This is a genomic window from Pseudomonas avellanae BPIC 631, from assembly GCF_000444135.1.
GTDB lineage: Bacteria > Pseudomonadota > Gammaproteobacteria > Pseudomonadales > Pseudomonadaceae > Aquipseudomonas > Aquipseudomonas avellanae.
Genome location: NZ_ATDK01000333.1, coordinates 1 through 13931, shown reverse-complemented (window position 1 = coordinate 13931; position 13931 = coordinate 1). Strand labels below are relative to the sequence as shown.

At 58.7% G+C, this 13931-nt stretch carries 16 protein-coding genes; 14 read left to right on the top strand and 2 right to left on the bottom strand.

The window, feature by feature from the left end; genetic code table 11:
- Positions 1-36 precede the first annotated feature (36 nt).
- Both DW49_RS1000000133745 and DW49_RS1000000133740 read right to left on the bottom strand, forming a co-directional pair.
- On the bottom strand, positions 37-363 hold the full coding sequence (locus DW49_RS1000000133745; RefSeq protein ID WP_370464052.1) for a polymorphic toxin type 44 domain-containing protein: 327 nt from the start codon (positions 361-363) through the stop codon (positions 37-39).
- Positions 364-369: 6 nt separating this feature from the next.
- Positions 370-750, bottom strand: a complete 381-nt coding sequence (locus DW49_RS1000000133740; protein WP_005619660.1) for a hypothetical protein — start codon at positions 748-750, stop codon at positions 370-372.
- Between the two features lie 240 nt (positions 751-990).
- Between DW49_RS1000000133740 and DW49_RS0120360 the strand changes: the two genes are divergently transcribed.
- The 14 genes from DW49_RS0120360 to DW49_RS0120295 all read left to right on the top strand — a co-directional run bounded on the left by DW49_RS0120360 (position 991) and on the right by DW49_RS0120295 (position 13925).
- Complete coding sequence (locus DW49_RS0120360; RefSeq protein ID WP_003382947.1) at positions 991-1881, top strand: NAD(+) kinase; 891 nt, start codon at positions 991-993, stop codon at positions 1879-1881.
- On the top strand, positions 1881-2852 hold the full coding sequence (locus tag DW49_RS0120355) for a metallophosphoesterase (protein ID WP_005619659.1): 972 nt from the start codon (positions 1881-1883) through the stop codon (positions 2850-2852). The genes DW49_RS0120360 and DW49_RS0120355 overlap by 1 nt, the downstream gene beginning before the upstream one ends.
- The gene (locus DW49_RS0120350) at positions 2849-3721 is read left to right on the top strand and encodes a rhomboid family intramembrane serine protease (protein WP_005619658.1); all 873 of its coding nucleotides are present in this window, start codon (positions 2849-2851) and stop codon (positions 3719-3721) included. Before DW49_RS0120355 ends, DW49_RS0120350 begins: the two co-directional genes overlap by 4 nt.
- Positions 3722-3749: 28 nt before the next feature.
- Positions 3750-4010: a YeaC family protein gene (locus DW49_RS0120345; RefSeq protein ID WP_003382943.1), complete on the top strand. Its 261-nt coding sequence runs from the start codon at positions 3750-3752 to the stop codon at positions 4008-4010.
- Positions 4007-4840, top strand: coding sequence for a DUF2797 domain-containing protein (locus tag DW49_RS0120340; protein ID WP_017701462.1), 834 nt, complete (start codon positions 4007-4009; stop codon positions 4838-4840). Before DW49_RS0120345 ends, DW49_RS0120340 begins: the two co-directional genes overlap by 4 nt.
- Before the next feature lie 12 nt (positions 4841-4852).
- Positions 4853-7519 (top strand): aminopeptidase N, encoded by a 2667-nt coding sequence (gene pepN, locus DW49_RS0120335; protein ID WP_024420547.1) that lies wholly within the window; start codon positions 4853-4855, stop codon positions 7517-7519.
- Positions 7520-7777: 258 nt separating this feature from the next.
- Positions 7778-8428 carry a YjfI family protein gene (locus DW49_RS0120330; RefSeq protein WP_005619655.1) on the top strand — a complete coding sequence of 217 codons (651 nt, stop codon included), beginning with the start codon at positions 7778-7780 and terminating at the stop codon, positions 8426-8428.
- A 26-nt stretch (positions 8429-8454) separates the two neighbouring features.
- Positions 8455-9162, top strand: a complete 708-nt coding sequence (locus DW49_RS0120325; protein WP_005619653.1) for a PspA/IM30 family protein — start codon at positions 8455-8457, stop codon at positions 9160-9162.
- Positions 9163-9192: 30 nt separating this feature from the next.
- Positions 9193-9750: a rhomboid family intramembrane serine protease gene (locus DW49_RS0120320; RefSeq protein WP_005619650.1), complete on the top strand. Its 558-nt coding sequence runs from the start codon at positions 9193-9195 to the stop codon at positions 9748-9750.
- An 87-nt stretch (positions 9751-9837) separates the two neighbouring features.
- Positions 9838-10863 carry an ion channel gene (locus DW49_RS0120315; protein ID WP_005619647.1) on the top strand — a complete coding sequence of 342 codons (1026 nt, stop codon included), beginning with the start codon at positions 9838-9840 and terminating at the stop codon, positions 10861-10863.
- Positions 10860-11516, top strand: a complete 657-nt coding sequence (locus tag DW49_RS0120310) for a DUF2491 family protein (RefSeq protein WP_005619645.1) — start codon at positions 10860-10862, stop codon at positions 11514-11516. The genes DW49_RS0120315 and DW49_RS0120310 overlap by 4 nt, the downstream gene beginning before the upstream one ends.
- Before the next feature lie 13 nt (positions 11517-11529).
- Positions 11530-11955, top strand: a complete 426-nt coding sequence (locus DW49_RS0120305) for a DUF350 domain-containing protein (RefSeq protein ID WP_005619643.1) — start codon at positions 11530-11532, stop codon at positions 11953-11955.
- Between the two features lie 27 nt (positions 11956-11982).
- The gene (locus tag DW49_RS0120300) at positions 11983-12732 is read left to right on the top strand and encodes a DUF1190 domain-containing protein (RefSeq protein ID WP_005619641.1); all 750 of its coding nucleotides are present in this window, start codon (positions 11983-11985) and stop codon (positions 12730-12732) included.
- 11 nt (positions 12733-12743) lie between these two features.
- Positions 12744-13925 carry a glutathionylspermidine synthase family protein gene (locus tag DW49_RS0120295; protein WP_024421375.1) on the top strand — a complete coding sequence of 394 codons (1182 nt, stop codon included), beginning with the start codon at positions 12744-12746 and terminating at the stop codon, positions 13923-13925.
- Positions 13926-13931 lie beyond the last annotated feature (6 nt).

Genomic DNA, 13931 nt, shown 5'->3' with positions numbered 1-13931 from the left:
TTTTCGAAATAAGTTACCCATAACCTGCAAGCTAAGCTATTGATAAGATTTGAATTTTCCGTTAGTTGGTGGCTGATTTTTTCGAAAACAGTACACTAGAACGGCGTTCATGATTTCTCTGGCCTGAACCCCGCCCTCTGGATGTTTGCGATAGAACGATATACCAATGCCAATCGATATCCGGTCAAGGTCATCGTCCCAGGCTCGCAAACCCGAAATGCCTTCGGAGGGCGCTGGCCAAGGTTTCTCTATCGGGTTTTTAGCTTTTACCAATGTTTCTGACGCGATTTGCTCTAGTCCTGCACCTTCCAGAAGTACACTCTCCGAGAACCCTGCAGCCATGCCAATGTATCCATAGTGAATGTTCGATCAGATGTCATAGTAATAAGCGTACCTGCCTTGTTTATGACGAGTGTCGTTATTGAATTCTTTTAGTATTTTTGGCTTGTGATCCCACTCCCTGTTCTGCCCCACTTTTTCCGCCCATATCACCATCGCTGCCGCAGTCTTCGAGGCCGCTATCGTCTGTGGGTTGTTATGTGCACCCAGTTGTGCGTACCACGGCAGCTCCATCCATTGCCAGGTTTCTTGCGCAGCGTCATAGTTGAGCCGTTTCTTCAACTTCTGGACGGTGGGATGTAGAAGGTTTCGGTTCATCTCTTCAGCGATGTAACGGGCCATTTCTGCCATCTGATCCGGGTGATTGCAGACCGGCTCTGTGGTCGTATCGGGAGTGAAGGGCGAAAACACTCCGCGTCCTCGCCTGTTTTTGCCTTGCCTGACCTTCGCTCGCCGACTTTTCGTAGAGCCTTGGTGCATTGAAAACGGACGAAACTAATGAATATTCTCTGTCGGGCATGTAAGGCGATTCCGAGAGGTTTGAGCGAATCAACGTCTTTTCAATGGATCTTTGCGTGCCGGTTTGCCGCTGCCGGGCCGTTTCGCCCATAATCGCTGTTTTAAGTCGTCTCGAACCGCAGCAGGAGCCTCATGGAGCAATTTCGAAATATCGGCATCATCGGTCGCCTCGGCAGTGTTCAGGTGCTCGATACCGTACGCCGACTCAAGAGATTCCTGCTGGACCGGCATCTGCATGTCATCCTCGAAGAGACCATTGCCGAAGTCCTGCCCGGTCATGGCCTGCAAACGTCTTCACGCAAGATGCTCGGCGAGGTCTGCGACATGGTCATCGTGGTCGGTGGCGATGGCAGCCTGTTGGGCGCGGCGCGTGCCCTGGCCCGGCATAACGTGCCGGTGCTGGGCATCAATCGCGGCAGCCTGGGCTTTTTGACCGACATCCGCCCCGACGAGCTGGAGGTCAAGTGCGCCGAAGTGCTCGATGGGCATTATCTGGTCGAAAACCGCTTCCTGCTGCAGGCCGAAGTGCGCCGCCACGGTGAAGCCATTGGCCAGGGCGATGCGCTCAACGACGTAGTACTGCACCCCGGCAAGTCCACGCGCATGATCGAATTCGAGATCTATATAGACGGCCAGTTTGTCTGCAGCCAGAAGGCCGACGGCCTGATCGTCGCCACACCGACCGGTTCTACCGCCTACGCGCTGTCGGCGGGCGGGCCGATCATGCACCCCAAGCTGGACGCCATCGTCATCGTGCCGATGTACCCGCACACGCTGTCCGGGCGGCCCATCGTGGTTGACGGCAACAGCGAGCTGAAAATCGTGGTGTCCAAGGACATGACCATTTATCCGCAAGTGTCCTGCGACGGGCAGAACCACTTTACCTGCGCGCCGGGTGACACCATCACGGTCAGCAAGAAGCCACAGAAACTGCGCCTGATTCACCCGTTGGATCACAACTATTACGAAGTCTGCCGCACCAAGCTCGGCTGGGGCAGCAGGCTCGGCGGCGGGGGCGATTAATGCTCGATCCGGCGCGTGGCTATGATCTGATCGGTGACGTGCACGGGTGCGCCCATACCCTGGAGCACTTGCTGGAACTGCTGGGTTACCGTCTGCAGGCTGGCGTGTGGCGTCACCCTGAGCGCATCGCGATTTTTCTCGGCGACATCATCGACCGAGGGCCGCGTATTCGCGAATCGCTGCACATCGTGCGCGACATGGTTCAGGCCGGGCAGGCGTACTGCATCATGGGCAACCATGAGTTCAATGCGCTGGGCTGGATGACACCGGCGCTGCCCGAGAGCGGTCACTTGTTTGTGCGCGAGCACACCCTGCGCCATGCCCGTTTGATCGGCGAAACACTGGCGCAATTCGAAGCGTATCCGGATGAATGGAACGAGTTCGTCAACTGGTTCTACGAGCTGCCGCTGTACATTGATGCCGGACGTTTCCGGGTGGTGCACGCCTGCTGGGACGCAACCCTGATCGACCCGTTGCGCGGCCTGCATGGCACCGGCTGCATCGACAGGCATTTTGTGCAAGCGTCGGCAGTGCCCGGCAGTTTCGCCAGCAACGTGTTCAACCGCCTGTTGCGCGGCACCGACATGCGCCTGCCGCATGGCCTGACCCTGACCGGCGGCGACGGGCTGACGCGTGAGTTCTTCCGCACCAAGTTCTGGGAAGATAACCCACAGACCTACGGCGACGTGGTCTTCCAGCCCGACGCACTGCCCGAAGGCGTGGCCAAGACGCCATTGTCCACGTCCGAAAAAAACGCATTGCTGCGCTACGGCAGCAACGAGCCGCTGCTGTTTGTCGGTCATTACTGGCGCAGCGGTATCCCCGCACCCATTCGGCCGAACCTGGCCTGCCTGGATTACAGCGCGGTGCTCTACGGCAAGCTGGTCGCCTATCGGCTGGATCAGGAAACACACGTCGATCCGGACAAATTCGTCTGGGTTGATGTTCAGCGCCCCGAGGTTTCACCATGAGTCCCGTTGCCGTTTTGCGTTTGCCGCTGACTACCGACCTGAGCGGTTTTGTTCGTTTGTTGCAGCGCTTGCAGATCCCTCACCGGGTCAGTGAAGAAGTCGGTGAGCAGGTGCTCTGGGTGCCGGACGCCGAGCGCCTGGCCGATGACGTGCGCGATTTGTACACGCGCTTTCCCGAGGGGGACGACAATGTTCAACTGGCAGACGCTTCCCAGGCGCCCGGCTACAAGGCGCCGGGTCTGATCACGCAATTGCTCAACAGCCCGGTGACAGCGCTGGTGCTGTTGGTCACGTTGCTGGTGGCGGGCGTGACGCTGTTGGGCGACAACCTGGAAGCGATTCGCTGGCTGACCTTTCAGGATTTCCGCATCAATGGCGAGTACGCGACGTTTCTGCCGTTGTCTGAAACGCTGGCTTCCGGGCAATGGTGGCGCATCGTCTCGCCGATGCTGATCCACTTCGGCATCCTGCACCTGGCCATGAATGGCATGTGGTTCTGGGAGCTCGGCCGCCGCATCGAAGTCCGTCAGGGCAGTGTGTCCCTGTTGCTGTTGACGCTGCTGTTTTCAGCGGTTTCCAACTACGTTCAATACCTGTTCAGCGGTCCGAGCCTGTTCGGCGGGCTGTCTGGCGTGCTGTACGGTTTGCTTGGCCATTGCTGGATCTATCAAATGCTCGCGCCCAACCCGGTTTACCGGCTGCCACGCGGTGTGTTGATCATGATGCTGGTCTGGCTGGCGCTGTGTCTGTCCGGTCTGGTGAGCATGCTCGGCTTCGGCGAGATCGCCAACGGTGCGCATGTCGGCGGGCTGATCATCGGCTGTATTACCGGCCTTTTCGGTGGTGCGATTGCACGCCGCAAGGCCTAGAATCACTGGCTACTTTCTGGAGTGCCCCATGTCGTCTTTTATAGAAATGATTGAAAACATCACCCCGGATGTCTACGAAAGCCTGAAGCTGGCCGTGGAAATCGGCAAATGGTCCGATGGCCGCAAGCTGACTCAGGAGCAGCGTGAATTGTCGTTGCAGGCGTTGATCGCATGGGAAGCGCAGAACCTGCCGGAAGACCAGCGCACTGGCTACATGGGGCCGCAGGAATGCGCCTCCAAATCAGCGCCGGTGCCTAATATTCTGTTCAAATCGGATGCCATTCATTGATCGAAATTGGTCGCGGAGCTGTCAACAAAATGTCGGCGCGTCAGGATGACACGTCGTTTGTGCAATACGCTTTTCGCTTGGGCGACACCGAGATCGCGGTCAACCCGCTGATCGGCAAGACGCTGCGTCTGGAGTTTCTCGGCGCCATTCATTGCAGTCATTGCGGGCGCAAGACCAAGTCCAGTTACAGCCAGGGTTATTGCTACCCGTGCATGCTCAAGCTGGCGCAGTGCGACCTATGCATCATGAGCCCGGAAAAATGCCACCACGATCAGGGCACGTGCCGTGACCCGTCGTGGGGTGAGCAATTCTGCATGACCGATCACATTGTCTACCTGGCCAATTCGTCAGGCGTGAAAGTCGGCATCACCCGGTCCACTCAACTGCCGACCCGCTGGCTGGATCAGGGCGCAAGCCAGGCGCTGCCGATCCTGCGCGTTGCCACCCGGCAACAGTCGGGCTTCGTCGAGGACCTGCTGCGCAGTCAGGTAGCTGATCGCACCAACTGGCGTGCGCTGCTCAAAGGCGATGCTCAGCCGGTCGATCTCAAGGCCATTCGCCAAGAGTTATTCGACAGTTGCGGCGCGGGCCTGCTGGGATTGCAAGAACGATTCGGTCTGCAAGCCATCCAATTGCTACATGACGCCGAGCCTGTCGAGTTTCGTTACCCGGTCGAGGCGTATCCGACCAAGATTGTCAGCTTCAACCTGGACAAGAACCCGATTGCCGAGGGCACGCTGCTGGGGATCAAGGGCCAATACCTGATTTTCGATACCGGCGTGATCAACATTCGCAAATACACGGCCTATCAACTGGCCGTGCATCAGTAGAAGGATTCCAGCATGCGCACCGAACAACCGAAAATGATTTACCTCAAGGACTACCAGGCTCCCGAGTACCTCATCGATGAGACGAACCTGACCTTTGAGCTGTTCGACGACCACTCGCTGGTCCACGCCCAACTGGTCATGCGCCGCAACCCCGCGCGTGGCGCAGGCTTGCCGCCATTGGTGCTGGACGGTCAACACCTGGAACTGGTTTCGGTGAAACTGAGTGACATCGAGCTCGGCGCTGCTGATTATCAACTGACAGACGATCACCTGACGCTGCATCCACAGGCCGAAAGTTTCACGGTCGACAGCACCGTGCGCATCCATCCTGAAACCAATACCGCGCTGGAAGGCCTGTACAAGTCCAGCGGCATGTTCTGCACCCAGTGTGAGGCCGAGGGCTTTCGCAAGATTACCTACTACCTCGACCGCCCCGACGTGATGAGCACATTCACCACCACGCTCAGCGCTGACAAGCAGAACTTCCCGATCCTGCTGTCCAACGGCAACCCGATTGCCAGCGGCGAAGAAGAGGGCGGACGGCATTGGGCGACCTGGGAAGACCCGTTCATGAAACCGGCTTACCTGTTCGCGCTGGTGGCCGGCGATCTGTGGTGCATCGAAGACACCTTCACCACCATGAGCCAGCGGGAAGTGACCCTGCGCATCTACGTCGAGCCAGAAAACGTCGACAAGTGCCAGCACGCCATGACCAGCCTGAAAAAATCCATGCGCTGGGATGAAGAGGCCTACGGTCGCGAGTACGACCTGGATATCTTCATGATCGTCGCGGTCAACGACTTCAACATGGGTGCGATGGAGAACAAGGGCCTCAATATCTTCAACTCCAGCGCCGTGCTGGCCCGCGCCGAAACGGCGACTGATGCCGCGCACCAGCGCGTCGAAGCGATCGTCGCCCACGAATACTTCCACAACTGGTCGGGCAACCGCGTGACCTGCCGTGACTGGTTCCAGTTGTCGCTCAAGGAAGGCTTTACGGTGTATCGCGACGCCGGTTTCTCGGCCGACATGAACTCGGCCACGGTCAAGCGTATTCAGGACGTCGCCTACCTGCGCACCCACCAGTTCGCCGAAGATGCCGGCCCGATGGCCCATGCCGTGCGCCCGGACAGCTTCATCGAAATTTCCAACTTCTACACCCTGACGGTGTACGAAAAGGGTTCGGAAGTGGTCGGCATGCTCCACACCCTGCTGGGTGCTCAGGGCTTCCGCAAAGGCAGCGACCTGTATTTCGAGCGCCACGATGGTCAGGCAGTGACCTGCGACGATTTCATCAAGGCCATGGAAGACGCCAATGGCGTTGACCTGACGCAGTTCAAGCGCTGGTACAGCCAGGCAGGCACGCCGCGTCTGGCGGTCAGCGAGTCGTATGACGCTGCTGCGAAAACCTACCGCCTGACCTTCCGCCAGAGCTGCCCGACTACACCGGGCCAGCCTGGTGATCAGAAACAGCCTTTCGTGATTCCGGTCGAACTGGGTCTGCTGGACAGCGAAGGCGGCGAGATCGCCCTGCGCCTGGCCCACGAAACTGCCGCAACCGGCAGCACGCGGGTGCTTTCGGTGACTGAGGCCGAGCAGACGTTCACCTTTGTCGATGTCGCTGAAAAGCCACTGCCGTCCTTGCTGCGTGGCTTCTCGGCGCCGGTCAGGCTGAGCTTCCCGTACGACCGCGACCAACTGATGTTTCTGATGCAGCACGACAGCGACGGCTTCAACCGCTGGGATGCGGGCCAGCAACTGTCGGTTCAGGTGTTGCAGGAACTGATCGGTCTGCATCAGCAAGGTCAGCCACTGGTCATGGATCAGCGTCTGATTACCGCGCTGGGCACCGTACTGGCGGACGAGCATCTGGATCAGGCCATGGTCGCGGAAATGCTCTCGCTGCCGGGCGAGGCTTATCTGGCCGAGATCAGCGAAGTGGCTGATGTCGATGCCATTCACGCCGCTCGCGAATTTGCTCGCCAACAATTGGCCGATGGCCTGTTTGACAGCCTGCTGACGCGCTACAAGGCCAACCGCGAGCTTTCCAAGGCCACGCCATACGTTGCCGAATCTGCGCATTTTGCCCGTCGCGCGCTGCAGAATATCGCGCTGTCTTACCTGATGCTCAGCGGCAAACCAGAAGTGCTGGCGGCGACCATCGACCAGTTCGACACCTGCGACAACATGACCGAGCGCCTGACGGCACTGGCCGTGCTGGTCAATTCGCCGTTCACCGAAGAGCGTGACAAAGCGTTGGCCGTGTTTGCCGAAAACTTCAAGAATAACGCGCTGGTCATGGATCAATGGTTCAGCGTCCAGGCAGCCAGCACTCAGCCGGGTGGCCTGCAACGCGTGCAGGAATTGATGAAACATCCTGCGTTCAGCATCAAGAACCCGAACAAGGTCCGCGCCCTGATCGGCGCGTTCGCCGGGCAGAACCTGATCAACTTCCATGCTGCGGACGGCTCCGGCTATCGCTTCCTGGCGGACCTGGTCATCGAGCTGAACGCCCTGAACCCACAAATCGCCTCCCGCCAACTGGCCCCTTTGACCCGCTGGCGCAAATACGACAGCGCCCGTCAGGCGCTGATGAAAGCAGAGCTGGAGCGTATCCTCGCCTCCGGCAAACTGTCGGCGGATGTGTATGAAGTGGTGAGCAAAAGCCTGGCTGAATAATGGGTGATGCGGTGCTGAGTGCGTGATGGGTGCTCAGGAGAAAGGCGCTATCTGCGGATGTGGATAGCGCCTTTTTTTGAGTTTTTTGCGCTGATTTATTCGGTGCCTGACGATCCGTCTTCGTGGACAAGTCCACTCCCACAAGGGCTCATACGCACAGGTTGCCCTAAAAAATCTCACATGTGAGGTATATCCATCCTTGAAAACATCTGATACGTTGCTCACCTGATCCACGGCCTGCAGCAAGGGGAAGCGCCAATGCCTCGTAAAAATCAGGGCGACGCAACTGTCCCGGCCAAGAAGACCAAGAGTTCCACCGATTACATGCGTGAAATGCGTCTGCGACTCAAGGATGCGGGGCTGGTCAAGCGGGAGTTCTGGATCCGGCCCGAGAATGTCGATGCCCTGCGTGGTATTGAAAAAGCCTTAAGACAGCCCTTTTTGGGCGAGAGGATCAAATTGGAGGATTTCATGACCGAGAATACCCACTGGACCATCAGCTCTTTGCAGAAGGCTCTTTCTGAACTGGATCTGGTGACTCAGGGCCAGATCGAACTGGACGTCACCGAAGGTGTTGCCTCGGGCATCAGGCTGACCATGACCGGCTACGGCGACCTGCCGATCTATATCGCAGTGGAAGGCGAGCAGATTCTGGCTGACGCGACCTTGATCGAAGTGAACAAGATCAAGAATGTGCAGTCGTTCAACGATGTCGTGCTGCGCAGCCGCGATCTGTTTCCGCTGTCATCGGTCGGTATCGAAAAACTGGGTGACGGTCAGGAAGTTTACTGCCTGTTTGGTGCGCTGAGCGCTGCTTCGTCGCTCACGGTGGTTGTGCAGGAAATTCTCACCCTCGCGGACAACGTGATCCGTGCGGCCGACGCTTTTGAAGATCATTTCATCTACTGAACAGCGCTGTCAGGCGGAGAACATTCATGACTACAAGTATCTGGAAAAAACTGGTGACCGCCGTTCGTGGTGGCGCTTCCGAAGTGGGCGAGTCGATTGCCGATGCCAATGCCATTCGCATTCTGGATCAGGAAATCCGTGACGCCGACAACGCGCTGGTCAAGGCCCGCGACGGGCTGATCACCATCAAGGCCAAGCACAAGCTCTCGGCGCAGCGTCTTGAAGAGCACGCCACCAGCATTGCCAACTGGGAAGGCCGCGCCATGCAGGCTCTGAACAAGGGCGAAGAAGCGCTGGCCGTTGAATGTGCAAGCAAGATTGCCGAGATCGAAGCCCTGCGTGACCAGGAGCAGGAACTGGCCGATCAGTTCGGCAAGCAGGTCAGCCTGTTGCAGGAGCAAGTGATCAAGGCCGAGTCGCGAATCAAGAGCCTCAAGCAGCAGGTCGAGATGGCCAAGGCCCGTGAAACTGTCCAGCGCGCCCGCGTTGCGACGGCCACTGCAACCGGTGGCGCGAGTGGTTCGGTCGAGACTGCAGTGGGTTCGCTGGCGCGCCTCAAGCAGCGCCAGGACGAACAGGATGCCAAGCTGGAAGCGGCCGAAGAACTGGCCAGCCAGTCCAGCGGCAGTGACCTTGAGCGTCGCTTGCAGGACGCCGGTATTGGTGCCAAAAGCGGCGGCGCAGAAGATGTGCTGGCACGCCTGAAAGCCAAAAACCAGACGCCGGCGCAGTAATCGAAGTATCCAGGCAGGCGAGGGTGGTGAATGGAGTTTTCCAAACGACTCAAGGTCATCCTTGCCCTGTCGGCAGTGTTGATTGTGGTGCAGGCAATCAACTCGATCACGGGCAATAGTCTGGTTCATTTCGGTATCAATCCGCGCAGCCTTGACGGGTTGCGCGGAATTGTTTTTGCTCCCTTTCTGCACGGCTCGATTCAACACTTGCTCAGCAACCTGTTGCCGTTCATTGTGCTGAGCTGGCTGGCGGCTACCGAGGGTGTCAGGCGTTATGCGTGGGTCGCCGGGCTGATTTGCCTGCTGGGCGGGCTGCTGGTCTGGAGTTTTGGTCGCAACAATATCCATGTCGGCGCAAGCGGTCTGATCTTCGGTTTGTGGGCTTATCTGCTGGCCCGGGCGTGGTATCAGCGCAGCCTCGCCAGCGTGCTGTTGGCGCTGATTGTGCTGGCCGCCTACAGCGGGCTGGTTTTCGGCTTCGTGCCGGTGGCCGGTGTTTCGTTTGAATCACACATCGCCGGTGCGTTTGCCGGTATTTGTGTGGCGTGGCTGATGCATTCCAGGGCATTGCTGGCAGAAAAGGCCTGATGCACTGCGGCTGTAATCGACGACGGTTGACCGGGAAGACCCTGTTGACCCGTAGGGAAGTGGAACCTGGCTCAAGGATTTGAAAGGATGACTCTGCTCCTGTTACTTCAGCGTCACACCTCGTCGTTTTTCGAGCGTTTCGGCTGGGCTGGCATCGGCATGCTGTTACTGGTGCACTATGGCGTTTCCTGGCTGTTGCTGACACTGGCCGGTGAAGAGCACCTGTTGCAGGGGGCTGACTTCACTTATTTCTACCTCACCACTGCGACCACCGTCGGCTATGGCGATCTTTCGCCCAAGTCAGGGTGGGGCAAGCTGGTCACTACCACCTGGATCATGCTGGGTGGCATTGCCTTGCTGACCACGGTCATTGGCAAGGCGTCGACGTCGGTCGGTGATATCTGGAGAAGGAACATGAAAGGACAAGGCGATTGCTCGGCGCTGACAGGCCATACGGTGTTGGTCGGCTGGGACGGAGAAGCCAGCGAGCGCATCGTCGAACTGCTCGGTCAGGACACCTCCACCAGCCGGGCCGGGCTTGTTATCTGCGACTCGATCATCACGGAAAACCCGCTGCCGGGCAGGGCGTCGTTCATCAAGGGCGATTCTCTGGATTCGCCGGCGGTGCTGAGCCGCGCGGGGGTCGTGGGCGCGCAGAGAATTCTGGTCCACACCCAATCCGACAGCCTGACACTCGCCATCGTACTGACGCTCAAAAGCCTCGGGCCGACCGGTCATGTGGTCGCGCACTTCAATAATTCCGAACGGGCAGCGCTGGCCAGAACCTACGCACCTGAATTGGAATGCACCTCGAACATGGCCATTGAAATGCTGGTTCGCGCCGCGCAGGACCCAGGCTCCAGCTCGGTGATCACCGAGCTGCTGTGTGTTGGCGAGGGTGCCACGCAGTACCGTCATGTGCTGCCTGCCGACTTCGCCTGCTCCTGCGGCGAGCTGTACATACGCATGCGCCAGGAATTCAATGCCACGCTGATTGGTTATCGCTCCTCAACCATGCAGCAGTTCGAGATCAATCCGGCCAACGATATGTCTATCCTGGGCGGGGAAATTTTCTACATTGCCTCCAGTCGACTTCAAGGAAACGCACTATGAGCTGGTTCAAACGTGCCATGGGTCTGGAAGCACCCAAGGCGTCGGGTCGTGAGGGTGACGCGTTGGCCAACCCGCTGGGGCTGGCATCCGGGCGGATGCTATGCCTGGACAGCTCATTGAAGCTGTTGCTCGACGGGCATTCGGAAGTGGTGGTCCCCGGCGATGAAAAGGTCTGGGCCGTGGGGCGCGTCGATCTGGGCCAGTCGATGGCCCTGCATCGCTTTTACCTCGATAACGAGGATTACTTTCTGCAAGTGGTCAGCAACGGCCCCAACCCGGAAGACGTTCAGGACATCATCCTGTTCGGTTATTACAGCGCCGAGCCGATCACCGACAAGGCCGAGTTGCTGCGCTTGACCGGCCCGTCGTCGAAGATCGGCCTGCCCACCTACGAGCACGATGGCGAGGAATTCGAGCGGCAATGGGGCACGTCACCGGGCCAGACCGAACTGACGCCGCTGGACGAAGATATCGTCAGCCCTGATGCTGCCTATCGCGTGAAACACCTGAGCATGTTGTACGCCCGCGAAACGGGACTGATAAACCGCCGTGAGTTTCTGCTGTTTTCCGTAGAGGAAGACGAAGAGGGCAGCATCACGCTCACCACGGCAGTTGGCATAACGCTGCAATCCACTGATATCAACGTTCTCTGACAAGGAAATCCTCATGATCGACGCGCTGCGTATGTCGCTCAACGCCACCGCTGTATTCGGCTTCGTTATGTACATTCTGGTGGCGGCGATTCTGTTCGCCCTGTTCCAGTTCATCTACAGCAGGATTACGCCGCACAAGGAGTTCGCGCTGATCCGCGAAAACAATAGTGCCGCGGCACTGGCGCTGGGCGGTTCACTGATCGGCTTCGCGTTGCCGGCCAGTAACATCATTACCTACAGCATCAGCATTCTGGACGTCATCGTCTGGGTGGTGATTGCCGCCGCGGTGCAGTTGTTGGCGTTCGGCGTTACCAGCCGGGTGCTCAAGGGCCTGTCGACGCGTATCGCCAAAGGCGAAATGGCCGCTGCTATCTATTCGGCCAGCGTCGCAATCAGCGTCGGTCTTCTCAACGCCGCCTGCATGACTCCCTCGGTCTGACGGCAGCCTTGAACAAGGAGACTCACGATGAGACGTAGTTCAGTAAAGCTGGTGCTCGCCAGCACGCTTCCACTGGCGCTTGCTGCATGTGGCCCGTCGGAAGACAAGGACACTTTCAACGCAAAGGCCAACTTCAGTTCGGTGCAGGAATGTGTCGATGCCAAGGTGCCGGTCAATGTCTGTTCGGATGCCTACATGCAGGCGCTGTCCGACCATCGCCGCATTGCGCCGACCTACGATGACAAGGCGTCTTGTGACGCTGACTTCATACCGGATTATTGCCAGGTCACTTCGGACGGCAAGTACGTGCCGAAGCTCGGCGGCTTCGAGCTGGGGTTTTCCGGGCATGTACCGAAGGAGGCGCTGGACCGGGCCAATCAGGAAGTAGCCCAGTCCGCGCCCGCGGGCATGAGTGGCACTACCGGGCTGATGGCCGGTTTGCTGATCGGCAATCTGCTCAGCAACGGTTTCGGTGGCGGCAGCCGTTATTACTCGCAGCCTATTTATCAGACCCGCGATGACCGCGGTGGTTATTACAGCTCGTCCTTGCCCAGCCAGATTGACCGCGGCAAGACCTTCGGCCGTTCGACTCAGGCGCAGTCCAGCCCGGACCGCAGCTATGGCAAAAGCACGCTGGGGCGCAACCTGGGCAGTTCGGGTTCTGGCTCGTCGTCGGTGTCATCGACCATTTCGCGTGGCGGCTTCGGCAGTCAGGCTTCGGCACGCAGCGGCTGGGGCGGCAAGAGCAGCAGCGGCAGCAGCAGTTTCGGAGGCTGACGGAGCGCGCCATGAAAAAAATCAGCATCGAAGAACGCCCGGACTGGCGTGCCACCGCCGAACGTGAAGGCTTCAACTTTCACACCATCGACGGCGAGCGCTACTGGGATGAGCGCGGGTATTACCTGTTCACCGAACAGCAGATTACCCGCGACCTTGAGGCCCCCACGCAGGAACTCCATCAGATGTGCATGGATGCGGTGGCGAGGGTGGTGGGCAGCGAAGAGTTGCTGCACCAGTTGGCCATTCCTCCGGCGTTTTTCGATGTGATTCAGACGTCATGGCAGCAAGGGCACCCGCATCTTTACGCACGCTTTGACTTCGCCTACGACGGCACGGGCCCGGCAAAGATGTACGAGATCAATGCCGATACCCCGACCAGCCTGATGGAGGCTGGCGCGTTTCAACTGCTCTGGCTCGAAGAGCAGATGGCGCGTGGAGTATTGCCGGCGCATGCCAGCCAGTTCAACTCGATTGCCGAGGATCTTGTTCGCGCCTTCGCCGAATTTCCCGGGGCAAGCCCGTTCTACTTTGCGGCGATGTCCGGCTCGGTCGAGGACCGTGGCACCACTGATTTTCTGCGGCGCATGGCGGCGCATGTCGGTATTGATGCCAGGCACATCGACATCGAGGACATCGGGCTCAACGACCAAGGGCGTTTTGTCGACCTGGACGGGCGCTGGATCGAGCGGTTGTTCAAACTGCATGCGTGGGAACATATCTTTCACGAGGCATTCGGCAAGAACGTTACGGCCAGCGGCACCCAGTTTGTCGAGCCTGCCTGGAAGGCGATCCTCAGCAACAAGGGGATCTTGCCGTTGCTGTGGCAATTCAACGAAGGCCATCCGAACCTGCTGCCTTCGCGAGTTGATCAGGACGTCACGAAACCGGTGCCCAAGGGCTGGGTGCGCAAGCCGTACTTTTCCCGCGAAGGCGCCAACATCGAAATGCGCACGCCGGGCGACCAGGTCATTGCGGTCGATGGTCCTTACACCGATGCGCCTTACATTCTTCAGGCGTATTCGCCACTTCCGAAATTTGGAGACAGCTACACGCTGATCGGCTCGTGGGTTATTGGCGATCTGGCATCAGGAATCGGCATTCGTGAAGATGACAGCCTGATCACCAAGGATACCAGCCGGTTTCTGCCCCACGTAGTTATGGCGGCGGCAAAAACTGAGCGCAACACCTGACCAATC

Coding starts and splice junctions, on each gene's coding strand:
- DW49_RS0120360 (WP_003382947.1), top strand. CDS start 991: ATGGAGCAATTTCGAAATATCGGCATCATCGGTCGCCTCGGCAGTGTT.
- DW49_RS0120355 (WP_005619659.1), top strand. CDS start 1,881: ATGCTCGATCCGGCGCGTGGCTATGATCTGATCGGTGACGTGCACGGG.
- DW49_RS0120350 (WP_005619658.1), top strand. CDS start 2,849: ATGAGTCCCGTTGCCGTTTTGCGTTTGCCGCTGACTACCGACCTGAGC.
- DW49_RS0120345 (WP_003382943.1), top strand. CDS start 3,750: ATGTCGTCTTTTATAGAAATGATTGAAAACATCACCCCGGATGTCTAC.
- pepN (WP_024420547.1), top strand. CDS start 4,853: ATGCGCACCGAACAACCGAAAATGATTTACCTCAAGGACTACCAGGCT.
- DW49_RS0120330 (WP_005619655.1), top strand. CDS start 7,778: ATGCCTCGTAAAAATCAGGGCGACGCAACTGTCCCGGCCAAGAAGACC.
- DW49_RS0120325 (WP_005619653.1), top strand. CDS start 8,455: ATGACTACAAGTATCTGGAAAAAACTGGTGACCGCCGTTCGTGGTGGC.
- DW49_RS0120320 (WP_005619650.1), top strand. CDS start 9,193: ATGGAGTTTTCCAAACGACTCAAGGTCATCCTTGCCCTGTCGGCAGTG.
- DW49_RS0120315 (WP_005619647.1), top strand. CDS start 9,838: ATGACTCTGCTCCTGTTACTTCAGCGTCACACCTCGTCGTTTTTCGAG.
- DW49_RS0120310 (WP_005619645.1), top strand. CDS start 10,860: ATGAGCTGGTTCAAACGTGCCATGGGTCTGGAAGCACCCAAGGCGTCG.
- DW49_RS0120305 (WP_005619643.1), top strand. CDS start 11,530: ATGATCGACGCGCTGCGTATGTCGCTCAACGCCACCGCTGTATTCGGC.
- DW49_RS0120300 (WP_005619641.1), top strand. CDS start 11,983: ATGAGACGTAGTTCAGTAAAGCTGGTGCTCGCCAGCACGCTTCCACTG.
- DW49_RS0120295 (WP_024421375.1), top strand. CDS start 12,744: ATGAAAAAAATCAGCATCGAAGAACGCCCGGACTGGCGTGCCACCGCC.